We start from the raw sequence: 21,921 nt of genomic DNA on the forward strand, positions 1-21,921 counted from the left end.
CATCCGCCCCGGCGGCAGGCATCTGGGCGCCGGCCCACGGCCCGCCCGCCCGGACCTCCCCACCGCGCCAGAGCCCGAACGGCGGGGCGCCCAGGCGCCCGTCGAATCCGGCCCCAGGGAGCAGGGGCCGCCCGGCCCCGGCTCCACCCGTCCCGAAGCCTCCCCCGACCGCACCCCCGTCCCCACCCCCGCCCATCCCATCCCCCGGGCGATACGCGTGCATTGGAGCCCGCGATGAGCGACATGATCACCGCGGACCTGGTCGACCTCGACCTGTCCGCCGACACCAAGGAAGCGGCGGCGCGCGCACTCGCCGAGCGCATGGTGGCCCTCGGCCGGGTGACCGACCTCGACGGCTTCCTCGCCGACGTGGCCGCCCGCGAGGCGCAGATGCCCACCGGCCTCGACGGCGGCATCGGCATCCCGCACTGCCGCAGCACCCATGTCACCGAGCCGACCCTCGCCTTCGGCCGCAGCGCCGACGGCATCGACTTCGGCGCGGCCGACGGCCCCGCCGACCTGATCTTCCTGATCGCCGCCCCGGCCGGCGCCGACGACGCCCACCTGACGATCCTGTCGTCGCTGGCCCGGCAGCTGATGAACGCCGAGTTCACCGACGCGCTGCGGTCCGTGGGCGCGGCGGGCGCGGCGGCGGCGCTCATCCGCGGGGAGGAGGCGCCGGCCGACGGCGCTCCCGAGAACACCGCCGCGGCGCCGGGGGCGGCCTCCGCCGGCGTCGCGGCGGGCAGTGCGCCGGAGCCGTCGGACGCCGGCGGACCGGCCCCGGCGGCCACCGAAGAACCCGGCGGACCGGCCCAGGCGGCCACCGCGGAACCCGGCTCCGGGCCCGCCGCAGGCGCCGCCGCCGGCCCGGTCGCCGACTCCGTCCCGGACGAGCGGCCCTTCCGTATCGTCGCCGTCACCTCCTGCCCGACCGGCATCGCCCACACCTACATGGCGGCCGAGTCGCTGGAGAACGCGGGCCGCGAGGCCGGCGCCGAGGTGGCCGTCGAGACGCAGGGTTCGGCCGGCTTCACCCGGCTGGACCCCGAGGTGATCGCGGCGGCGGACGGCGTGATCTTCGCGCACGACGTCCCCGTACGCGACAAGGGCCGCTTCGCGGGCAAGCCGACCGTCGACGTCGGGGTGAAGGCGGGCATCAACCGGCCCGGTGAACTCATCACCGAGGTGCGGGAGAAGGCCGCGCGCGGCGAGGTGTCCGCGCCCGCCGCGGCGGGCACGCCGGTCGAGCGGTCCGGTGACTCCCGCGAGGGCTACGGCACCAAGCTCCGCAAGTGGCTGATGAGCGGCGTCAGCTACATGGTCCCGTTCGTCGCCGCGGGCGGTCTGCTGATCGCCCTCGGCTTCGCGATCGGCGGCTACAAGATCAACAAGGCGCCCTCGGTGATGGACCACTTCGTGTGGACCCAGGCCGACAGCTGGGGCGCGCTGCTGTTCCAGATCGGCGGCGTCGCGTTCGCCTTCCTCGTCCCGGTGCTGGCCGGCTACATCGCCTACGGCATGGCGGACCGTCCCGGCCTCGTCCCCGGCTTCGTGGGCGGCTCCATCGCGCTGACGATCAACGCGGGCTTCCTCGGCGGACTCGCGGCCGGTCTGATCGCCGGCGGTGTGGTGATGGCGATCCAGCGGGTCCGCATCCCGGCGGCATTGCGCGGCATCATGCCGGTGGTGGTGATCCCGCTGATCTCCTCGGCGATCGTCGGGTTCCTGATGTTCGTCGTGATCGGCAAACCCATCGCCTCGGCCCAGAAGGGCATGACCGACTGGCTGAACGGCCTCACCGGCACCAACGCCATCCTGCTCGGCGGCCTGCTCGGCCTGATGATGTGCTTCGACCTGGGCGGCCCGGTGAACAAGGTGGCCTACACCTTCGCCACCGCCGGCATCGCGGTCGCCGCCCCGAGCGACTCCGCGATGAAGATCATGGCCGCGGTGATGGCCGCCGGCATGGTCCCGCCGCTGGCGATGGCCCTGGCCACGACCGTGCGCGGCAGGCTCTTCACCCAGACCGAGCGCGAGAACGGCAAGGCCGCCTGGGTGCTGGGCGCGTCCTTCATCTCCGAGGGCGCGATCCCGTTCGCCGCGGCGGACCCGCTGCGGGTCATCCCGTCCGCCATGGTCGGCGGCGCGCTCACCGGCGCCCTGTCGATGACCTTCGGCGCGACCCTGCGCGCCCCGCACGGCGGCATCTTCGTGGTCCCGCTGATCGGCAACCCGTTCCTCTACCTGATCGCCATCGCGGCCGGCGTCCTCGTCACCACGGCCCTGGTCGTCGTCCTCAAGGGCATGCGCCGGCCGGTCCCGGGGGCCGCGGCCGGCGACCCCGCCGCCGGTCCCGCCACGGCGGCGCCGGGGACGAAGCAGGCGATCGCCGCCTGACGGGCAGCCGCGCTTCTTGTCCCTTTGGTGCGCTGTGAGTTGTTCACGGCACCTGCGAGATACGTCACGGTCCGGGACCAAAGTCCCGGACCGTGGTGTCTACTGGGGGGCATGCCTGAGCACGTCTCGACACTCCAGCTGACCGGCGCGGCCGTCCTCACCGCCGCGGGCGTCGTCTGGGCCGTCATCGTGATGCGCCTGCTGCGCCGCTTCCGTGTCGAGGCCGCCGCCGACCGGCACCGGGCCGCCCCTCTCCCCGTGCTTCCGGTCCTCCCGGCTCTGCCCGCCCTTCCCGAGCAGCGGCAGGCCGGTCCGTCGCGGGAGTCGGTCGAACTGAGCCCCGAGGAGCAGGACGCCTTCGCCGGCCTGGTACGGCGACTCGGCGGCCGCTGACGGCCGCGGACCGGGCCGCACCACCGAACCCCGGACCCGCCGGGCCGGCCGGCCTCAGACCTGTCGCGCCGCCCGACGCTCCATGGCGTCCCGGGCCGCGTCCTGCGACATGTAGACCTCGCACATGTGCCGCCCGTCGGGGGTCGCCGTGTGCTCCACCTCCCACAGGGAGACCTCGCCGCCGTCCGGCAGCAGGAACGCGTGCTCGTACAGCGCGAAGCTCAGGCCCGCCCGTGTGGGCCGTCCCGGTCGTCCGAACGCCTGGGTGATCTGGTGCGCGGACGCCGTCGCCAGCAGGGCCGCCACCTCCGCTCCCGGCCGGTCGGGGTTCTCCGCGCGGCGCAGCAGCCGGCGCGCGTGGTCCGCCGTGTCGTCCGGGGCGTACACGTGCCGGGGCTCGGGTATCGCGGAGAGCTGCGTCACCACGGGCAGTTCGAAGTCCGCCGTGTCCGGCGGCAGCGGGAGCCGGCCGGTGGCGGTGTGCAGCTCCTCCTCGTCGACGTACACCTCGTGCTGCGTCTCGCCGCCGGGCGCGGTGTTGTGTACCAGCTCCCACAGCGTCACCGCCGAGCCGTCGGCGAGCAGCCAGGTGTGCCGGTAGGTCTCCCGGTGCAGTCCGGCGCTGTGGTGCGCGGAGTGCAGGGAGCCGTCGTGCGCCAGGGCGCACTCGAGGAGGCGGAGCACCTCGTCGGGCAGCTCGAAGGAGTTCAGGGCACGGCCGAGGAGCCGCGCGAGGTGCTCCTCTGGAGACTCGGGCGACTCGGCTGGTTCGTACGCTGCCGTCTCGTACGGAACGCTCAAGGTTTCTCCCGGCGTTGCTGCATGTCACCTGGTGGGTGCATACCGTAGCCCCTCGGTCGGACATCATGTCCCCGATCCGAGAAAACGTATGCGGGGAAAACGCGAGGGCCGCGCGAAAAGTTCCCGCGCGGCCCCACCGTCCGTCAAAACCCGCCCGTCAGACGGCACTTCCGGCGGTCCAGTCGCTCCACGACAGGTTCCAGCCGTTGAGGCCGTTGTCCGGCGCCACCGTCTTGTCGGGGGAGTTCTTCACGATCACGACGTCCCCGACGAGCGAGTTGTCGTAGAACCACTTGGCCGTGGTGTCGCCCTGCGCGCCCTGCACGTCGGCGAGGCCCACGCAGCCGTGGCTGGTGCCCTCCCGGCCGAACGGCGGGTTGCCCTTGTTGTACCAGTAGTTGCCGTGGATGAACGTGCCCGACGACGTCAGCCGCATCGCGTGCGGGACGTCCGAGATGTCGTACTCCCCGCCGAAGCCGACCGTCGAGCCGTTCATCCGGGTCTGCACGAACTTCTCGGAGATCACCATCTGCCCGTTGTACGTGGTGTGCTGCGGGCTGCCCGCGGAGATCGGCAGCGTCTTGAGCGTCCGGCCGTCCCGCACCACCGTCATGGTCTGGGTGCCGACGTCCACCGTGGAGACCTGCGAGCGCCCGACGGTGAAGGTCACCGTCTTCTTCTGCACGCCGTAGACGCCGTTCGCGCCCTGCACACCGTCCAGGTCGATCTTCATCGTGACCTTGGAGCCGGCCTTCCAATACTCCTGCGGCCGGAAGTCCAGCCGGCGGTCCCCGAACCAGTGCCCGACGACCTGCTGGCCGCTGCTGGAGGCGACCGTGATGTGCGACTGCACGGCCTTCCGGTCGCTGATCGACTTGTCGAAGGTGAAGGACACCGGCATGCCCGCACCGACCGTGGTGCCGTTGTCCGGCGTGTAGGTGCCGATGAAGCTGTTCGACGAGGAGACGGTGGTGAAGATGGAGTTGGCCGCCGCGGTGCGCCCGTCGCCGTCCTTCGCGGTCGCCGCTATCCGGTACTTGGTGCCGCGCTCGAGCTGCTGCTTCGGCTTCCAGGTGTGGCCGTCCGCCGAGATCGCGCCCTGCACCTCCTGGCCGGACCCCGACACGGTCATCTTCACGTCGGTCAGCCGCCCGTCGCTGACCTTGACGCCGGTGGCGTTGATGGACGCGCCGGTCGAACCGTCCTTCGCCGAGATCACGATCGTCGCCGTGGAGTTCTTGGCCGAGCCCTCGCCGTTCTTTCCGTCCTCGCCCGTGGCGCTGGCGTCGCCGCCGCAGGCCGTCAGGGTGAGGGCGCCGACCACCAGGGCGGCACAGGCCCCCAGTACGCGCCGCGTTGCGATGTCCGGCGTTGTCACGGGCTGCTCCCAGTTCGTGTGATGTGCTTGATCCGCTCCAGTGCGTGGGAAAAGAGGCCCGCGGCGCCGATGGGGTTCCCGCCGGTGCCCGTTGGCGTCGTCTGGTGACAGAACCGCGACAATCCGCATCCCGGAGTCACGCTTCCCGGGGTCCCGCCGCCGCGACGGCGCCCGTTATGCGCCCGGCGCCCGCCGCGCGCCGTACAGCTCCTCGTACGACGGCCACACCCCGCCGGGACCCGAGAACGGCTCGGCGGCGCGCACCGCCCGGACGATCGCCCGCGTCACCAGATCCGCGCCGGCCGCGAGGACGTCGTTCAGCTCCAGCGGATGCCCGCCGCCGAGCGGGCGCGCGCCCGTCGCCAGCGCGAACACCGTGTCCCCGTCGTGCAGCAGGTGCGCCGGCCGCACGGCGCGCGCGATGCCGTCGTGCGCGGTGCCCGCCAGCTTCTGCGCCTGCGCCTTGCCCAGGTCCGCGTCGGTCGCGACCACCGCGAGCGTCGTGTTGAGCGGCGGGGGCGCGTTCCCGGCCGCCACCTCGGCGAGGCGCCGGCGCGCGGCCTCGTGCACCCGCGCCTCCGGGTACTCCACCCGGCCCTGGAACAACTCGCCGTAGAGCACGCCCGTCGCGGGGTCCGCGACGGACCCCACGGAGTTCACGACCACCAGCGCGGCCACCGTCACCCCGGAGTCCAGGACCGTGCTCGCGGTGCCCACCCCGCCCCTCAGCCCGCCCGCGACCGCACCCGTGCCGGCCCCGACGGACCCCTCCGGCACCCGGGCGCCCGGGGCGCTCGCCGCTGCGGCCTCCACCGCCGCGCGTCCCGTCGCCGCGTCCGGGCGGGCGCGGAAGTCGCCGCCCCGGCCCAGGTCGAAGACGCAGGCAGCGGGGACCACCGGCACCACGTGCGCCGGATCCGCCCCCACCGGGACCCCGCGCCCCCGCTCCTCCAGCCAGGCCATCACCCCGGACGCCGCGTCGAGCCCGTACGCGCTGCCGCCGGTCAGCGCGACGGCGTCCACCCGCTGCACCACGTTTCGGGGGTCGAGGGCGTCGGTCTCCTTGGTGCCGGGGCCGCCGCCGCGCACGTCCACGGCGGCGACGGCACCCCCTTCCGGCGCGAGCACGACCGTGGTGCCGGTGAGCCAGCCGTCCCCGGTGCGGGTGGCGTGCCCCACCCGCACTCCGGCGACATCCGTCAGAGCGTCGACTGTCATGCGGGCCAGTGTGGCCCAGCCGGCCCGCGCGGGAGAGGCACGGGCGGGCGTGGGTGAGGGTGCGTCAGGCGGCAGGTGAGGCGGTGTCCGAGTGCCGCCCGCGGGCGGCCCGGCGCGCCGTCAGGGTCACCCCTGTCGCCACCGAGGCCGCCGACACCAGCCCCGCCGCGAGCACCGCCCACTCGCCCAGGAAGGTGCAGCAGATCACCAGCAGCGCCGTGACCGGGAGCACCAGTTGCTGTCTTATGCCGGCCTTGAAGTGCCGCGAGTGCAGCGCCCACACCGTCAGCAGGTACAGCGCCGTCGGCAGTGTCACGGCCGCCGCGGCCGACAGCGTCGAGATGCGCGTCCGGCCGACCGTCTGCTCCACCGCCACCTCCAGACCGGCGCCGATCGCGGCGGCCGAGGCGAAGATCAGGTAGTGGCCGTAGCCCCACAGGAACGCCCGGGTGCTGGAACGCAGATGGCCGTGGATGGGCACCACGAAGTAGATCCACCAGGCGGAGAAGACGATCAGCAGGCCGCCCGCCGAGATGGGCAGCAGCTCGCCCAGCGCGTCGTGCTCGCTCACCGCCGACTTCACGGCGACCGTGGCCGCCGCGATCGACTCGCCGAGCACGATGATCGTGAACAGGCCGTACCGCTCGGCGATGTGATGGGCGTGCCAGGACGTCGCGTGGGCCTTCTCCGCATAGATCGGCACGCACAGCTCCGCGACGGCCATCACCAGGAACAGCCAGGGCCGTAGCGGTTCGGGCAGCAGCACCAGACCGAGCCAGCCGACCATGCACAGCAGCACACCGCCGGCGTATCTGAGCGCGGTGGTCCGCTCCGCGCCCTCGGCCGATCCGGCCGCTCTGAGCCACTGCGCGGCCATCGCCAGCCGCATGATCACGTAGCCGAGCCAGACCACCAGGTAGTCATGGCGCTCGAACGCCGGGGCCACACCCGCGGCCAGCACCAGCACACCGGCGATCTGCACCAGGGTGACGACCCGGTAGAGCGCGTCGTCGTTGTCGTACGCCGAGGCGAACCACGTGAAGTTCATCCACGCCCACCAGATGGCGAAGAAGACCATCGCGTAGTTGAGGATCGCGTCGGCCACGTGGCCGGCGGCCCCCGTGTGCACGAGCTGGGCGCCCGCCTGGGCGATGGCCACGACGAAACAGAGGTCGAAGAACAGCTCCAGCGGCGAGGAGACCCGGTGGGCCTCGTCGCGCCCGCGCGCGGTGAGCCGCCGCAGGAGCGGCTGGGACTGCTGTGCGCCCGGCGAGGCGGGCGACGGAGCGGAACTCGACGTCATGTCTCCCAGGAGAGCAGAAGACGGCGGCGAAATCTTGTGACCGGATTCACGAGGCCGGGAGGGCGGCGGGCCGGGGCCGTACCCTTGAGGCATGAGCACCGCCCCCGAGCCCGAGCAGCGCGATCCGAAGGCCGCGCTGATCTTCGACGATCCGCTGAACCGGCAGAGTTCGGACGACACCGACCGCGGGTGGGGCGAGCGCCCGGACGGCGACGGCGCCGCCGACCTGAGGCGCTTCCTCGACGAGAAGCCGCCCCACCACATCTGAACCGCGGACACGGCCTAGCGCCGGTCGTGGCCCGCCGTGCGCTGCGCGACCAGGGTGTCGCGGATCTCCTTGAGGACCGCCAGCTCGGTCACCTCGATGACCTCGTGCGTGCCCTCGCGCGCCTTCTTGCGGGCCTCCTGATGCGCCAGGTACTTCGACATCGGCAGGACCATCAGGAAGTACACCACCGCGGCCGTGATCACGAAGCTGAGCGTGGCCCCGGCGACCGAGCCCCACATGATCGGCACACCGCTCTTGACCGACCCGTCCGGGTTCACCACGCACGGGTCCCTCAGGCAGGAGGTGTAGTGATCCAGGTTCTTCGTGCCGATGGCCCCGACCAGCGGGTTGATGAGACCCTTCACCACCGAGTTGACGATGTTCGTGAACGCGGTGCCGATCACCACCGCGACCGCGAGGTCGATGACGTTCCCCCGCATCAGGAAGGCCTTGAAGCCCTGCCAGACGGTGGGTTCCTTCTTCTCGATCACCTCGAGGGCACTCCTCACGTGCACAGGACGCGGAACAAAACGCTCCGCAACCTACGGCACGCTGGGGTCCCCATGTCCAATTCGGCAGCTTGTCCCAAGGTCGGGAGAGCGGACTGAAGGCGTAATGGGCCGCGCGGCTCAGCACAGCGTCACCGCCAGCCGTGCCGTGGCGCTCGCCCCCACGAGCCCCGCCGCGGCGGGCCGCGGCACCGACAGCACGACCAGCGCCCCGCTCTCGGCCGCTCCCGTCAGCGGCTCGGGCACCTTCGTCACCCGCGCCCCGCGCACGAGCACCCGGGCGACGCCGCCGGCCGACGCGTCCTCGGCCGCGATCACGTCGACCCGGTCGCCCGGCCGCAGCAGCCGCACGGTGGCGGCGTCGGCGATGCGCACCGGCGCCGTCACCAGCTCCGCCGCCCGAGGGACACGCACGGGACGGGTGGCCGGATGGCCGCGGGCCCGGTCGCTCCGGTGCGGCTCGCCCGCGGACCGGGGCCCTGCCGCCACCAGCGCGGCCGCGGTCACGAGGAGCCCGGCGGCGAGGACCGGCCCGCGTCGCCGTACCAGCCGCTCCAGTCCGTATCGCCCGCCGCGCACCCGTACCGGGGCGAAGGGCGGCACCTCACAGATCGCCGGGGCGTCGGTGCCCAGCGGGCGGGGCAGCCGGACGGCCGGCGGGGCGGGGGAGCGGGGGTGCGGGGACGAGGGCGTGGGAGGAGCGGGGTACGACGAGGCCAGAGCCATGGGATTCACCGCCGGCGACGAGGGAGATCGGCTTGCGGTGCCACGATGACGCCTCGTGCCGGACCCCGCCGGCGCCGGTGGACGGCCGGCGGATTGTGGACAACTCGCCCACACGGAAGGGTGACCGCCCGTCCGCGCGCCGGCCCGCCCGGGCCTCCGGGCCCTGGCCCGCGCCGGCCTCCCGGCCTGGTCCGTCGGCCCTGGCGTCCCGGCCCGGGTTCGTCGGCCCTGGCCTCCCGGCCCGGCCCCGCCCCGGCCTCCCGGCCCTTGCCTCCCGGCCTGGTCCGTCGGCCCTGGCGTCCCGGCCCTGGTCCGTCGGCTCCGGCCTCCCGGGCCCGCCCCGGTCTCCGGCTCTGGTTCGTCGGCCCCGGTCTCCCGGCCATGGTTCGCGGGCCCTGGCCTCCCGGCTTTGGTCCGTCGGCCCCAACCCGTCGGCCCTGGCGTTCTTCCCCGATCCCTCCGCCCCGGCCCTGGCCCGACCGCCCCGACCTCCGGCCCCGACCCGTCCGCCCCGCCTCTTCACCTCACAGCAGGTCGAACTCAGCCTCAGCTCACGGCAGGTCGAACCCCGGGTCCATCCCGCCCAGCGCGTTCACGCACAGGCAGTCCCGGTCGCCGGTGCCCGGCAGCGCCGCCACCGCGTCGAACAGCACCTCCCGCAGCCTGTCCACGTTGGCCGCGAACACCTCGAGCACCTCCTCGTGCGAGACGCCCTCGCCGCTCTCGGCGCCCGCGTCGAGGTCGGTGACCAGGGTCAGCGACGTGTAGCAGAGCTCCAGTTCACGGGCGAGCGCCGCCTCGGGGTGGCCGGTCATGCCCACCACCGACCAGCCCTGCGCCTGGTGCCACAGCGACTCGGCGCGGGTCGAGAAGCGCGGCCCCTCGACCACGACCAGCGTGCCGCCGTCCACCGCCTCCCAGTCCCGGCCGCGCGCCGCCTTGAGCGCGGCGGCCCGCCCGGCGGGGCAGTACGGGTCGGCCATGGACACGTGCACCACGTTGGGCACCGTGCCGTCGGGCAGCGGCAGGCCGTCGAAGAAGGTCTGCGTCCTGGACTTCGTACGGTCGACGAACTGGTCCGGCACGAGCAGGGTGCCGGGCCCGTACTCGGGGCGCAGCCCGCCCACCGCGCAGGGGCCGAGCACCTGGCGGACGCCGACCGAGCGCAGAGCCCAGAGGTTGGCGCGGTAGTTGATGCGGTGCGGCGGCAGATGGTGGCCGCGGCCGTGCCGGGGCAGGAAGGCGACCCGCCGGCCGGCCAGCTCACCGAGGAAGAGTGAGTCGCTGGGCTGTCCGTAGGGGGTGTCCACCTGGACCTCGGTCACGTCCTCGAGGAACGAGTAGAAACCCGAGCCGCCGATTACGCCGATCTCTGCGTTCGCCATGACGAGCACATTAGCTGCCCGGGACGCCGTGGTGGAGCCGGTGCCGGGGTATGCCGAAGGCCCCGCCGTCGCAGGACGGCAGGGCCCGGTGAGCGGTGGCTCAGGCCGCGGAGGTGCTGGTGGAGCCGGACGTCGTGGTCGAGGACGACGAGGACGCCGACGAGGACGACTTCGCGTCGGACGAGGAGCCGGCCGAGGACGAGGTCGACTTCGACGCCGGGCTGCTGCTCGACGAGGAACCGCGGGAATCGTTGCGGTAGAAGCCGGAGCCCTTGAAGACGATGCCGACCGCGGAGAACACCTTCTTCAGGCGGCCGCTGCAGGCGGGGCACTCGGTCAGGGCGTCGTCGGTGAACTTCTGCACCGCCTCGAGGCCCTCGCCGCACTCGGTGCACTGGTACTGGTACGTCGGCACTGTCTTCCTCCTGGCACTCTCACTCGATGAGTGCTAACGACGATCCATAGTGACGTATTCCCGGTGTTCAGTCCACCGTCACGGGGACGCGGTGACCGACGCCACGTGCGACCGTGCGGCTCTGGGACCGCGCGTCGAGCCGTGAACGCAGGGCCACCAGGGTGAGCAGCGCGAGCACCGTACCGGCCATCGGCACCAGGAATCCCGCGCCGTCCCACAGCCGGTCCTCCAGCTGGCCGGCGACGGTGACGGCCGCCGCCTGGCCGAGCGCGACGGCGCCGGTCAGCCAGGTGAACGCCTCGGTCCGGGCCTCGGCCGGGACCAGACCCTCGACCAGGGTGTAGCCGGTGATCAGGGCCGGGGCGATGCACATGCCGACCAGCAGGCCGAGGCCGGCCAGCAGCGGCACCGAGTGCGCCGTCCACAGCGCCGACGCGGTCAGCGCGAGCCCGGTGTAGCCGAGGACCAGGCGGCGCTGCGGCGCGGCCTTCCAGGCGATCGCGCCGCAGACGATGCCGGAGAGCATGTTTCCCGCGGCGAAGACGCCGTACAGGACGCCGTTCAGACCGGGCTCGCCGATCGACTCGGTGTACGCGGCCAGCGACACCTGCATGCCGCCGAACACGGCGCCGATGCCCAGGAACGTCACGACCAGCACGCGCACGCCGGGCACGCGCAGGGCGGACTCGTGGCGCACGCGCGTGTGCCCGCTGCCGGCGCTCACCGGCGGCTGCGTGCTCCTGCTCGCGGCGAACAGCAGGCCGCCGACGAGGGTCAGCGCGGCCTCGGTCACCAGGCCCGCGGACGGGGTGACGGCGGTGCACAGCGCGGTCGCCAGCAGGGGTCCGAAGACGAAGGTCAGCTCGTCGGTGACGGACTCGAAGGCCGCCGCGGTGGTCATCAGGGGCGAGCCCTGGAGCTTCACGCCCCAGCGCGCGCGCACCATGGGGCCGACCTGCGGCACCGAGGCGCCGGTCGGTACGGCGGCCACGAACAGCGCCCACAGGGGCGCGTGCGCCAGCGCGAGCGCCGTCAGGCTCAGGCCCGACAGGGCGTGCACGAGGACACCGGGGACGAGGACCGCGCGCTGCCCGTAGCGGTCGGCGAGGCGGCCGCTGTAGGGCGCGAACAGCGCCATGGAGACACCGGTGGCGGCCGCGGCGGCGCCGGCGGCGCCGTACGAGCCGGTGGTGTGCTGCACCAGCAGCACGATGGAGATGGTGAGCATCGCGAACGGCTGGCGTGCCGCGAAGCCGGGGAGCAGGAACGTCCAGGCGCCGCGGGTGCGCAGCAGCTGTCCGTATCCGGGGCGGGGCGGCGCCGGCGAGGTCTTCTCCGGGTCGGAGGTGGTGACCGTGGATCCCACGGCCCGTGCCTTTCTGCCGCCTGGTAGCGCGGGTCCCGTGCGGGGTCCGGGCGCCGAGAGCTGTCCTCTTGCGCGGAACTGCGGTAGATACCGGTGCCCACGAAGAGTGGAGGCGACCCGGCCGCCATACGGTCGCGCCAGCTCTGCGTCAGGCAGAGTTGGTTCGATCAGGGTGCGCCTTCATCGTACAGGGATCATCGCTCGCCGACCTGTGAAAACGAGCACCATCGGCGGGTGCCGCCTGGGATTGCGGGCGGTGTGAACGGTACGACACCTCCGCTCAACGGGAGCCGCCCCGCCCGGCCCCGTCCGCGCCCAGCCAGTCCGCCAGCTTGCCGCCCTGCGCGACCGCGCGCAGGCGCCGTTCCGCCGCGTCGCGCACGGGGTCGGTGGCGACCACGAGGAGCTCGTCCCCGTGCCGCAGCACGGTGGTGGGCAGCGGGACGAACGACTTGCCCTCGCGGACGACGAGCGTGACGGCGGCGCCGGGCGGCATCCGCAGCTCGCTGACCTCGACGCCGTGCATCCGGGAGCCCTCGGTGATCGCGAGGGACAGCAGATGGCCGCGCAGCCGCTCCAGCGGCGCCGACTCGATGCCGAGGTCGGAGGCCTCGCCCTGCTCGCCCAGCCGCAGCTTGCGGGCCAGCCAGGGCAGGGTCGGGCCCTGGACGAGGGTGTAGACGACGACCAGTACGAAGACGATGTTGAAGATGCGGCGGCTGCCGCCGACGCCCGTCACCATCGGGATGGTCGCCAGGATGATGGGCACGGCGCCGCGCAGCCCCGCCCACGACATCAGCGCCTGCTCCGACCACGGCACCCGGAACGGCGCCAGACTGAGCACCACGCTCAGCGGCCGGGCCACCATGGTCAGCACCAGCCCGATGAGCAGCGCCGGCACGACGTCGTCGCCCAGTTCGTGCGGGGTGACGAGCAGGCCGAGCAGGACGAACATGCCGATCTGCGCGATCCAGCCGAGCCCCTCGGCGAAGCCGCGGGTGGCGGGCCAGTGCGGCAGCCGTGCGTTGCCCAGCATCATCGAGGCCAGGTAGACGGCGAGGAAGCCGCTGCCGTGGGCCAGCGCCCCGGCCGCGTACGCCGTGACGGCGATGGCCAGGACGGCGATCGGGTAGAGGCCGGAGGCGGGCAGGGCGACGTGCCGCAGCCCCCAGGAGCCGAACCAGCCCACCGCGAGGCCCAGGGCGGCGCCGATGGCCAGCTCCAGCGCGATCTCGCCGACCAGGACGTACCAGTGCTCGACCGGACCGGTCGCGGCGAAGGCGACGACCAGGATGACCACCGGGGCGTCGTTGAAGCCGGACTCCGCCTCCAGCGTGGCCGTCACGCGCGTGGGCAGGGGAACGCGCCGCAGCACCGAGAAGACCGCCGCCGCGTCCGTCGACGACACCACCGCGCCGATGATCAGCGCCGTCCGCCAGTCCAGCCCCACCAGGTAGTGCGCGCCCGCCGCCGTGACTCCGACGCTGATCCCGACTCCGACCAGGGCCAGCACCGAGGCCGAGGCCATGACCGGCCGGACCTCTTTCCACTTGGTGCCGAGACCGCCCTCGGCGAGGATCACGACGAGGGCCGCGTACCCGATGACCTGGGTCAGCGCGGCGCTGTTGAAGCCCACGTGACCGAGGCCGTCCTGCCCCATGACGACGCCGATGCCCAGGTAGACGAGCAGGCTGGGGAGCCCGCTGCGCGAGGAGATCCGGACGGCCGCGACGGCGACGAGGAGGACGACGGAGCAGACGAGCAGGAGCTGGTTGAGGTGGTGAACGTTCAGCGGCGGTTCCTCCCCTTGGTTCTCCGGTTACTTCGTTACCTTACCTAACTCTTGACGCTTTCTTGACGCTTGCCGAGGCAAGATCGAACGCCCGTGCGTGCCGGTTCCCGACTCCGCGTCAAGCGCGATCGAGCCCTGCGCCTATGGTTGCTCCAGCACTCCAGGACCGCCTGCCGCTCGCGTTAGGACAGCAAGGACAGCGATGCCCCCCAACACCACCGCCACAACGGGTGACACCGCCACGACGGGTGTCGCGCCCAGCACGACCGGGAGGAAGAAGGGGCGCAAAGGCCGGCTCCTCGTGCTGGTGCTCGTCCTGGCCATCATCGGCGGCATCGCCTACGGGGCGTTCTGGTCGATCAGCACGGTCCGGGCCTCCTTCCCGCAGACCAAGGGCTCGATCACGCTCGACGGCCTGTCGGGCCCCGTCGACGTCAAACGCGACGGCAACGGCATCCCGCAGGTCTACGCCTCCTCGGACGAGGACCTGTTCATGGCCCAGGGCTACGTCCAGGCCCAGGACCGGTTCTACGAGATGGACGTGCGCCGCCACCTGACCTCCGGGCGCCTGTCGGAGATGTTCGGCAAGAGCCAGGTCAAGAACGACGAGTTCCTGCGCACGCTCGGCTGGGACCGGGTGGCGAAGCAGGAGTACGACACCAAGCTGTCGGCCTCCACGAAGAAGTACCTCCAGGCCTACGCCAAGGGCGTCAACGCCTACCTGAAGGGCAAGGACGGCGCGGAGATCTCCCTCGAGTACGCCGCCCTGGGCTTCACCAACGACTACAAGCCCGTCGAGTGGACCCCGGTCGACTCCGTGTCCTGGCTGAAGGCCATGGCCTGGGACCTGCGCGGCAACATGCAGGACGAGATCGACCGGGCCCTGATGACCAGCCGCCTCGACCCGCAGCAGATCGCGGACCTCTATCCGGAGTACCCCTACAGCCGCAACAAGCCGATCGTGCAGGAAGGGCAGTACAGCGAGCTGTCCAAGACCTTCCAGCAGAGCGGCTCCGCGAGCGGCTCGCAGGGCGCCACGGGCACCGGCACCGGCACCGGAACGGGAACGACGGGCACCGGCACGGGAACGGGTACGGGTACGGGCGCCCAGAGTTCGACCGGCTCGGCCCTCACTAGCCAGCTCGCGGGCCTCTACAAGGTCCTCGACGACGTGCCCGCCGCCGTCGGCGTGAACGGCCAGGGCATCGGCTCCAACTCCTGGGTGGTCGCCGGGAAGTACACGATCACCAAGAAACCGCTGCTCGCCAACGACCCGCACCTGTCGGCGTCGCTGCCGTCCGTCTGGTACCAGATGGGCCTGCACTGCCGCAGCGTCTCCGCCACGTGCCAGTACGACGTCACGGGCTACACGTTCGCCGGAATGCCCGGTGTGATCATCGGCCACAACGCGGACATCGCCTGGGGCATGACCAACTCCGGTGTCGACGTCAGCGACCTCTACCTGGAGAAGCTCTCCGGCGACGGCTACCTGTACGACGGCAAGGTGCGGCCCTTCAAGACCCGCGAGGAGACCATCAAGGTCGCCGGCGGGGAGGCCAAGAAGATCGTCGTCCGCCAGACCGCCGACGGCATGCCCCTGCTGTCCGACCGCGACGACGAACTCGTCCAGGTCGGCCGGCGGGCCGGCGTCAACACCGCGGCCCCCGACCGCGGCGACGGCTACGGCATCGCCCTGCGGTGGACCGCGCTCGACCCGGGCACCTCGATGGACGCCGTGTTCGCCCTCGACAAGGCGGCCGGCTGGAGCGACTTCCGGTCCGCGGCCGCCCTGTTCGACGTGCCCTCGCAGAACCTGATCTACGCCGACACCAAGAACCACATCGGCTACACGCTGCCCGGGAAGATCCCCACCCGCTCCTCGGGCGCCGACGGCTCCGTCCCGGTGCCCGGCTGGGACGCCAAGTACCGCTGGACCGGCTTCGTCAAGGACGACGAGCTGCCCTACGAGTACGACCCGGAGCGCGGCTACATCGTCACCGCCAACCAGGCCGTGGTCGACAAGGACAAGTACCCCTACACGCTGACCACCGACTGGGGTTACGGCACCCGCAGCCAGCGCATCACCGACCTGATCGAGTCCAAGATCAAGGACGGCGGCAGGATCTCCACCGACGACATGCGGCAGATGCAGATGGACAACAGCAGCGAGATCGCCAAGCTGCTGGTGCCCAAGCTGCTGAAGATCAACCTGGACGACAAGTCCGTCCGCGACGCCCAGAAGCTGCTGGAGGGCTGGGACTACACCCAGGACGCCGACTCCGCGGCCGCCGCCTACTTCAACGCCGTCTGGCGCAACGTCCTCAAGCTCGCCTTCGGCAACAAGCTCCCCAAGGAGCTGCGCGTCAAGGGCCAGTGCCTGTGGGTCGACAAGGCCGACAGCACCGGGCCGGTCGACGACGACGGCAAGGTGCGCGAGTGCGGCGAGCGCGACGCCGACCAGGCGCAGCCGGACGGCGGCGACCGCTGGTTCGAGGTCGTGCGCAAGCTCATGGACAAGCCGGACAGCGACTGGTGGAAGACGCCCGAGCGGGGCACGCGCCCCGCGGCGACCGACCGCGACTCCCTGTTCGCCCGCGCCATGATCGACGCCCGCTGGGAGCTGACCTCCAAGCTCGGCAAGGACATCGACACCTGGAGCTGGGGCCGGCTGCACCGCCTGTTCCTGAAGAACCAGACGCTCGGCACCGCCGGCCCCCAGGCCCTGCAGTACATCCTCAACCGCGGCCCCTGGAAGCTCAGCGGCGGCGAGGCCACCGTCAACGCCTCCGGCTGGAACGCCGCCGGCGGCTACAACGTCGTGTGGGTGCCGTCCATGCGGATGGTGGTCAACCTCGCCGACCTCGACAAGTCCAAGTGGATCAACCTGACCGGCGCCTCCGGGCACGCCTTCAGCGCCCACTACACGGACCAGACCGGCAAGTGGGCCAAGGGCGAACTGCTGCCCTGGTCCTTCTCCGGCCAGGCGGTCGGCAGGAGCACCAGCGACACCCTCGTCCTCCGGCCGTGAGCCGCTGACCCGACCGGAGCCGGACGGCCCTCCACGCGCGCGTGGAGGGCCGTCCGTCGTGTGCGGGCCCGCTCAGGCGCCCGTGAGGTGGTGCGCGCCCGACGGCGTCACCACCGCGTGCACCGGCCGGTCGTGGGCCTGCGCCGGGACCCGCTCGACGACCTCCGTGTCGTACAGCAGCACCACGAGCGCGGGCCCCGCGCCCGCGCGCTCCAGGCGCGCGAGCACCCGGTCGTACGACCCGCCGCCGCGTCCCAGGCGCATCCCGCGCGCGTCGACCGCGAGCCCGGGCAGCAGGACGACGTCCGCCCCGGTCACCGCGGCCGGGCCGAGCCGCTCGCCGGAGGGCTCGAACAGGGCCATTTTTCCGCCATGTTGAACACGCGTGAGGGAGTCGGGGCCGGTGTACTCTCCCCAGTCGAGATCGTTGTCCGGCAGCAGGACGGGGAGCAGGACGCGCACGCCCCGCGCGCGCAGGGCGTCCAGCAGGGCGAGCGTGCCCGGCTCGGTGCCGACGGAGACGTAGGCCGCCACCGTGCGCGCCCCCGCCAGTTCGGGCAGCTCCAGAGCGCGCCGGGCCAGCGCCTCGCCCGCCGCCCGGACGACATCCTCCGGCAACCTGTTCCTCACCGCGAGGAACTCCCGCCGCAATGTTCGCTTGTCAGGCTCGGCCGTGCGTCCGTCGTGTTCCACTGGTCGTTCCGCACCCTTTCTCAATGTGCTCATATGAGTGCCAATTGACCGGAGCCTCAGAATCCCTACAAAGGCACCGGATAAGGTTGCCGACATGACTCAGTCGCACCCCAGGATCAGCAAGGCTGTCATCCCCGCAGCAGGCCTCGGCACCCGGTTCCTGCCGGCCACCAAGGCCACTCCCAAGGAGATGCTGCCGGTCGTGGACAAGCCCGCGATCCAGTACGTGGTCGAGGAGGCCGTGTCGGCGGGGCTCGACGACGTCCTCATGATCACCGGACGCAACAAGCGTCCCCTCGAGGACCACTTCGACCGCAACTACGAGCTGGAATCGGCGCTGCAGAAGAAGGGCGACGCCGGCCGGCTCGCGAAGGTGCAGGAGTCCAGCGACCTGGCCACCATGCACTACGTGCGCCAGGGCGACCCCAGGGGCCTCGGCCACGCCGTGCTGTGCGCGGCCCCGCACGTCGGCCAGGAGCCCTTCGCCGTGCTCCTCGGCGACGACCTGATCGACCCCCGCGACCCGCTGCTCCAGCGCATGATCGAGATCCAGGAGCAGCACGGCGGCAGCGTGATCGCCCTCATGGAGGTCGCGCCCGAGCAGATCCACCTCTACGGCTGCGCGGCCGTGGAGAGCACCCCCGACAGCGACGTGGTCAAGGTGACCGGGCTGGTCGAGAAGCCGGACCCGGCGGACGCACCCTCCCACTACGCGGTCATCGGCCGCTATGTGCTCGACCCGCACGTCTTCGACATACTCCGCAAGACCGAGCCCGGCCGCGGCGGCGAGATCCAGCTCACCGACGCCCTCCAGCAGCTCACCGAGGACGAGAAGGTCGGCGGCCCGGTGCACGGCGTCGTCTTCAAGGGTCGCCGCTACGACACCGGCGACCGTGGCGACTACCTGCGTGCCATTGTCAGACTGGCGTGCGAACGTGAGGATCTGGGCCCGGACTTCCGGACCTGGCTCCGCAGTTACGTAGCCGAGGAGATGCAGCAACGTTGAGCAGCGCCGCGACCCGCCCCGCCGGCCCGGACGACCTGTGGTCGGTGGACGACCACCTGGAGGACATCCTCGGCAGCGTCCGCCCCCTGGAACCCATCGAGCTGCAATTGCTCGACGCCCAGGGCTGCGTCCTGGTCGAGGACATCACGGTGCCGGTCTCCCTGCCGCCGTTCGACAACAGCTCCATGGACGGGTACGCGGTACGGGTCGCGGACATCGCGGGCGCGAGTGAGGAGTTCCCGGCCGTCCTCGAGGTCGTCGGCGACGTCGCGGCGGGCGTGGGCGAGCCGGTGCGGGTCGGGCCCGGCCAGGCCGCCCGCATCATGACCGGCGCACCGCTGCCGCCCGGCGCCGAGGCCGTCGTACCCGTCGAGTGGACCGACGGCGGACTCGGCGAGGGGCCCGTCACCGGGATGCGGTCGCGGAGTCTGGCGCCGGAGGGCTCCGAGGGGCAGGTGCGGGTGCACCGCCCCGCCGAGGCGCGCGCGCACGTGCGGGCCAAGGGCAGCGACGTGAAGGCCGGCGACCTGGCCCTGGAGGCCGGCACCATCCTCGGCCCGCCGCAGCTCGCGCTGCTCGCCGCGGTCGGCCGGGGCTCGGTGCGGGTGCGCCCGCGCCCGCGGGTGGTCGTGATGTCCACGGGCAGCGAACTCGTCCAGCCCGGCGAGGCGCTGGCGAACGGCCAGATCTACGACTCCAACAGCTTCGCCCTCACCGCGGCCGCCCGGGACGCCGGCGCCATCGCCTACCGGGTCGGCGCCGTCGCCGACGACGCCGACACCCTCCGGTCCACCATCGAGGACCAGCTCGTCCGCGCCGACCTGATGGTCACCACGGGCGGGGTGAGCGTCGGGGCGTACGACGTCGTCAAGGAGGCGCTGTCCCACGCCGGGGACGAGGACGAGCCGGGCAGCGGGGTGGAGTTCCGCAAGCTCGCCATGCAGCCCGGCAAACCCCAGGGCTTCGGCTCCATCGGGCCGGACCACACCCCCCTGCTGGCCCTGCCCGGCAACCCGGTCTCTTCGTACGTCTCCTTCGAGCTGTTCGTCCGGCCCGCCATCCGCACCCTGATGGGCCTCGAGGACGTCCACCGGCCCCGGGTCAGGGCCACCCTGACCGCGGACGCGCCGCTGCGCTCGCCCAAGGGCCGGCGCCAGTTCCTGCGCGGCGCCCACGCCGACGGCACGGTGCGCCCGGTGGGCGGCGCCGGCTCCCATCTGGTCGCGGCGCTGGCGCACGCGGACGCGCTGATCGTCGTCCCGGAGGACGTGGAGTCCGTGGAGCCGGGCACCGAGGTGGAGGTCGTGCTGCTCGGCTGAGGGGCCCCGGGGGCCTGGCCCGGTGCCCGGCCCGGCTTGGCGGTAGCGTGTCGCGCACAGCAGGCCCGTGCACCGCACCGCGACGGGCCCGGACCGGGAGCGTCACACAGCATGACTGAGCCTTCCCGGGGGGACACCCCCGGAGCCGCCGCACAGGACCGACTGACGCACATCGACGCGGCGGGCGCGGCCCGCATGGTCGACGTGTCCGACAAGGACGTGACCGCCCGCACGGCGCGCGCGAGCGGCCGGGTCCTCGTGTCACCCCGGGTGGTCGAGCTGCTGCGCGGGGAGGGCGTGCCCAAGGGCGACGCCCTGGCCACCGCGCGCATCGCGGGCATCATGGGCGCCAAGCGCACCCCGGATCTGATCCCCCTGTGCCACCCGTTGTCGGTGTCCGGTGTGAAACTGGACCTGTCGGTCGCGGACGACGCCGTGCGGATCGAGGCCACCGTCAGGACGACGGACCGCACGGGCGTCGAGATGGAGGCCCTCACCGCGGTGACGGTCGCCGCGCTCACCGTGATCGACATGGTCAAGGCGGTCGACAAGGGAGCGGTCATCACGGACGTACGGGTCGAGGAGAAGACGGGCGGCAAGTCGGGCGACTGGAGCCGGGCATGAGCGCCGGGCCGTACCGCGCGCTGGTCGTCACCGCCTCCAACCGCGCCGCCGCCGGGGTCTACGAGGACAAGGGCGGCCCGCTGATCGCCGAGGGCCTCGCGGGCTTCGGGTTCGCCGTGGACGGCCCGCGGGTCGTGCCCGACGGCGACCCGGTGGCCGCGGCCCTGCGGGAGGCCGTGGCGACCGGTTACGACGTGGTGGTCACCACCGGCGGCACCGGCATCTCGCCCACCGACCGCACGCCCGAGGCCACCCGCCAGGTGATCGACCACGAGGTGCCGGGCATCGCCGAGGCCATCCGCGCGTTCGGCCGGGAGAAGGTGCCCACCGCCGCGCTCTCCCGCGGGCTGGCGGGGGTGGCGCGGGGGACGCTGATCGTCAATCTGCCGGGTTCCAGCGGCGGGGTGCGGGACGGTCTCGCCGTCCTGGAGCCGCTGCTGGTCCACGCCGTCGACCAGATCCGCGGCGGTGACCACCCCAGACCCGGCCCCGGCAGCGGGGGTGCGAGCTGAACAGCCCCTCCTGGCCCGTCGTACTGGCGGACGGCGATGTCGTCCTCCGGCCGATAAAGCTGCGCGACCAGCGGGTCTGGCGCGAGGTCAACCGGCGCAACCGCGACTGGCTGCGCCCGTGGGAGGCGACCATCCCGCCGCCCACGCCCAGCGGTCCGATCACCCACCGGCCGACCTACCGGCAGATGGTCCGGCACCTGAGGTCCGAGGCCAACGCGGGCCGGATGCTGCCGTTCGTCATCGAGTACCAGGGGCAGCTCGTCGGGCAGTTGACGGTCGCCGGGATCACCTGGGGGTCGATGTGCTCGGGTCACGTCGGCTACTGGGTGGACGAGTCGGTGGCCGGCCGCGGGGTGATGCCCACGGCGGTCGCGCTGGCGGTCGACCACTGTTTCCGTACCGTCGGCCTGCACCGGCTCGAGGTCTGCATTCGCCCCGAGAACCGGCCCAGCCGCCGGGTGGTGGAGAAACTCGGATTCCGCGAGGAGGGGCTGCGGCCGCGTTATCTGCACATCGACGGGGCCTGGCGCGACCACCTCGTCTACGCGCTCACGGCGGAGGAGGTGCCCGACGGCCTGCTCACGCGCTGGCAGCGGGCCCGGTCCGAGCGGGAGCGGCGGGAGAACACCCCGCGGAATCCCGCCTGACCCCGAAATTGAATAAGTGTTCGAAATTGATCGCCCGCCGACCGTCCCGGAGCATTCAATTCGCGACTTCCCGCGGTCCGCTGATCGCATCGGTCGCAAAAAAAGCTCGAAATATCAGCCAGATCGTGCGACACACCG

The 21,921-nt window shown here is 72.5% G+C and carries 20 protein-coding genes; 9 read left to right on the plus strand and 11 right to left on the minus strand.

Features of this window, described 5'->3' with window-relative positions; translation table 11 throughout:
* The first annotated feature begins 234 nt into the window (after positions 1-234).
* Complete coding sequence (locus tag ACFYU0_RS21455; RefSeq protein ID WP_389303384.1) at positions 235-2,400, plus strand: fructose-specific PTS transporter subunit EIIC; 2,166 nt, start codon at positions 235-237, stop codon at positions 2,398-2,400.
* Between the two features lie 111 nt (positions 2,401-2,511).
* The gene (locus ACFYU0_RS21460) at positions 2,512-2,793 is read left to right on the plus strand and encodes a hypothetical protein (RefSeq protein WP_389303386.1); all 282 of its coding nucleotides are present in this window, start codon (positions 2,512-2,514) and stop codon (positions 2,791-2,793) included.
* A gap of 54 nt (positions 2,794-2,847) precedes the next feature.
* Here the strand turns inward: ACFYU0_RS21460 and ACFYU0_RS21465 are convergent, their stop codons facing one another.
* From ACFYU0_RS21465 to ACFYU0_RS21480, 4 genes are all read right to left on the minus strand, one after another.
* A complete protein-coding gene (locus ACFYU0_RS21465; RefSeq protein ID WP_389303389.1) occupies positions 2,848-3,594 on the minus strand; it encodes a DUF6227 family protein in 747 nt (248 codons plus the stop codon).
* 157 nt (positions 3,595-3,751) lie between these two features.
* Positions 3,752-4,972, minus strand: coding sequence for an Ig-like domain-containing protein (locus tag ACFYU0_RS21470; protein WP_389303392.1), 1,221 nt, complete (start codon positions 4,970-4,972; stop codon positions 3,752-3,754).
* Positions 4,973-5,146: 174 nt separating this feature from the next.
* On the minus strand, positions 5,147-6,190 hold the full coding sequence (locus ACFYU0_RS21475) for a P1 family peptidase (protein ID WP_389303394.1): 1,044 nt from the start codon (positions 6,188-6,190) through the stop codon (positions 5,147-5,149).
* Between the two features lie 64 nt (positions 6,191-6,254).
* Positions 6,255-7,493 carry a low temperature requirement protein A gene (locus ACFYU0_RS21480; protein ID WP_389303397.1) on the minus strand — a complete coding sequence of 413 codons (1,239 nt, stop codon included), beginning with the start codon at positions 7,491-7,493 and terminating at the stop codon, positions 6,255-6,257.
* A 91-nt stretch (positions 7,494-7,584) separates the two neighbouring features.
* Between ACFYU0_RS21480 and ACFYU0_RS21485 the strand changes: the two genes are divergently transcribed.
* Positions 7,585-7,761: a hypothetical protein gene (locus ACFYU0_RS21485; RefSeq protein WP_389303399.1), complete on the plus strand. Its 177-nt coding sequence runs from the start codon at positions 7,585-7,587 to the stop codon at positions 7,759-7,761.
* A gap of 14 nt (positions 7,762-7,775) precedes the next feature.
* On the opposite strand, the gene mscL is transcribed toward ACFYU0_RS21485, so the two are convergent.
* The 6 genes from mscL to ACFYU0_RS21515 all read right to left on the minus strand — a co-directional run bounded on the left by mscL (position 7,776) and on the right by ACFYU0_RS21515 (position 13,954).
* Positions 7,776-8,252 (minus strand): large conductance mechanosensitive channel protein MscL, encoded by a 477-nt coding sequence (mscL, locus tag ACFYU0_RS21490; RefSeq protein WP_389303402.1) that lies wholly within the window; start codon positions 8,250-8,252, stop codon positions 7,776-7,778.
* A 138-nt stretch (positions 8,253-8,390) separates the two neighbouring features.
* Entirely contained in the window at positions 8,391-8,996 is a 606-nt protein-coding gene (locus ACFYU0_RS21495; protein WP_389303405.1) for a hypothetical protein, read from the minus strand.
* A 551-nt stretch (positions 8,997-9,547) separates the two neighbouring features.
* Positions 9,548-10,381 carry an S-methyl-5'-thioadenosine phosphorylase gene (locus tag ACFYU0_RS21500; RefSeq protein WP_351664932.1) on the minus strand — a complete coding sequence of 278 codons (834 nt, stop codon included), beginning with the start codon at positions 10,379-10,381 and terminating at the stop codon, positions 9,548-9,550.
* A 100-nt stretch (positions 10,382-10,481) separates the two neighbouring features.
* Complete coding sequence (locus tag ACFYU0_RS21505; protein ID WP_351664930.1) at positions 10,482-10,796, minus strand: FmdB family zinc ribbon protein; 315 nt, start codon at positions 10,794-10,796, stop codon at positions 10,482-10,484.
* Positions 10,797-10,863: 67 nt separating this feature from the next.
* Positions 10,864-12,162, minus strand: a complete 1,299-nt coding sequence (locus ACFYU0_RS21510; RefSeq protein ID WP_389303409.1) for an MFS transporter — start codon at positions 12,160-12,162, stop codon at positions 10,864-10,866.
* A gap of 280 nt (positions 12,163-12,442) precedes the next feature.
* Positions 12,443-13,954, minus strand: a complete 1,512-nt coding sequence (locus ACFYU0_RS21515) for a potassium/proton antiporter (RefSeq protein WP_351665059.1) — start codon at positions 13,952-13,954, stop codon at positions 12,443-12,445.
* Positions 13,955-14,156: 202 nt separating this feature from the next.
* Between ACFYU0_RS21515 and ACFYU0_RS21520 the strand changes: the two genes are divergently transcribed.
* A complete protein-coding gene (locus ACFYU0_RS21520; protein WP_389303412.1) occupies positions 14,157-16,982 on the plus strand; it encodes a penicillin acylase family protein in 2,826 nt (941 codons plus the stop codon).
* A gap of 72 nt (positions 16,983-17,054) precedes the next feature.
* Here the strand turns inward: ACFYU0_RS21520 and ACFYU0_RS21525 are convergent, their stop codons facing one another.
* Entirely contained in the window at positions 17,055-17,708 is a 654-nt protein-coding gene (locus tag ACFYU0_RS21525) for a 5-formyltetrahydrofolate cyclo-ligase (protein WP_389303413.1), read from the minus strand.
* A 61-nt stretch (positions 17,709-17,769) separates the two neighbouring features.
* On the opposite strand from ACFYU0_RS21525, the gene galU reads away from it, so the two are divergent.
* The 5 genes from galU to ACFYU0_RS21550 all read left to right on the plus strand — a co-directional run bounded on the left by galU (position 17,770) and on the right by ACFYU0_RS21550 (position 21,783).
* Positions 17,770-18,681 carry a UTP--glucose-1-phosphate uridylyltransferase GalU gene (gene galU, locus ACFYU0_RS21530; protein ID WP_351664922.1) on the plus strand — a complete coding sequence of 304 codons (912 nt, stop codon included), beginning with the start codon at positions 17,770-17,772 and terminating at the stop codon, positions 18,679-18,681.
* Entirely contained in the window at positions 18,678-20,000 is a 1,323-nt protein-coding gene (gene glp, locus ACFYU0_RS21535) for a gephyrin-like molybdotransferase Glp (protein ID WP_389303416.1), read from the plus strand. Before galU ends, glp begins: the two co-directional genes overlap by 4 nt.
* A 111-nt stretch (positions 20,001-20,111) precedes the next feature.
* Complete coding sequence (gene moaC, locus ACFYU0_RS21540) at positions 20,112-20,624, plus strand: cyclic pyranopterin monophosphate synthase MoaC (protein WP_351664918.1); 513 nt, start codon at positions 20,112-20,114, stop codon at positions 20,622-20,624.
* Positions 20,621-21,136, plus strand: a complete 516-nt coding sequence (locus ACFYU0_RS21545) for a molybdenum cofactor biosynthesis protein B (RefSeq protein ID WP_389303418.1) — start codon at positions 20,621-20,623, stop codon at positions 21,134-21,136. Before moaC ends, ACFYU0_RS21545 begins: the two co-directional genes overlap by 4 nt.
* A complete protein-coding gene (locus tag ACFYU0_RS21550; RefSeq protein ID WP_351665057.1) occupies positions 21,133-21,783 on the plus strand; it encodes a GNAT family protein in 651 nt (216 codons plus the stop codon). Before ACFYU0_RS21545 ends, ACFYU0_RS21550 begins: the two co-directional genes overlap by 4 nt.
* The last annotated feature ends 138 nt before the right edge of the window (positions 21,784-21,921 follow it).

The sequence above is a fragment of the Streptomyces sp. NPDC003720 genome, from assembly GCF_042875075.1.
Classification (GTDB): Bacteria; Actinomycetota; Actinomycetes; order Streptomycetales; family Streptomycetaceae; genus Streptomyces.

Coding starts and splice junctions, on each gene's coding strand:
- ACFYU0_RS21455 (WP_389303384.1), top strand. CDS start 235: ATGAGCGACATGATCACCGCGGACCTGGTCGACCTCGACCTGTCCGCC.
- ACFYU0_RS21460 (WP_389303386.1), top strand. CDS start 2,512: ATGCCTGAGCACGTCTCGACACTCCAGCTGACCGGCGCGGCCGTCCTC.
- ACFYU0_RS21475 (WP_389303394.1), bottom strand. CDS start 6,190: ATGACAGTCGACGCTCTGACGGATGTCGCCGGAGTGCGGGTGGGGCAC.
- ACFYU0_RS21480 (WP_389303397.1), bottom strand. CDS start 7,493: ATGACGTCGAGTTCCGCTCCGTCGCCCGCCTCGCCGGGCGCACAGCAG.
- ACFYU0_RS21485 (WP_389303399.1), top strand. CDS start 7,585: ATGAGCACCGCCCCCGAGCCCGAGCAGCGCGATCCGAAGGCCGCGCTG.
- ACFYU0_RS21495 (WP_389303405.1), bottom strand. CDS start 8,996: ATGGCTCTGGCCTCGTCGTACCCCGCTCCTCCCACGCCCTCGTCCCCG.
- ACFYU0_RS21500 (WP_351664932.1), bottom strand. CDS start 10,381: ATGGCGAACGCAGAGATCGGCGTAATCGGCGGCTCGGGTTTCTACTCG.
- ACFYU0_RS21520 (WP_389303412.1), top strand. CDS start 14,157: ATGCCCCCCAACACCACCGCCACAACGGGTGACACCGCCACGACGGGT.
- ACFYU0_RS21525 (WP_389303413.1), bottom strand. CDS start 17,708: ATGAGCACATTGAGAAAGGGTGCGGAACGACCAGTGGAACACGACGGA.
- galU (WP_351664922.1), top strand. CDS start 17,770: ATGACTCAGTCGCACCCCAGGATCAGCAAGGCTGTCATCCCCGCAGCA.
- moaC (WP_351664918.1), top strand. CDS start 20,112: ATGACTGAGCCTTCCCGGGGGGACACCCCCGGAGCCGCCGCACAGGAC.
- ACFYU0_RS21545 (WP_389303418.1), top strand. CDS start 20,621: ATGAGCGCCGGGCCGTACCGCGCGCTGGTCGTCACCGCCTCCAACCGC.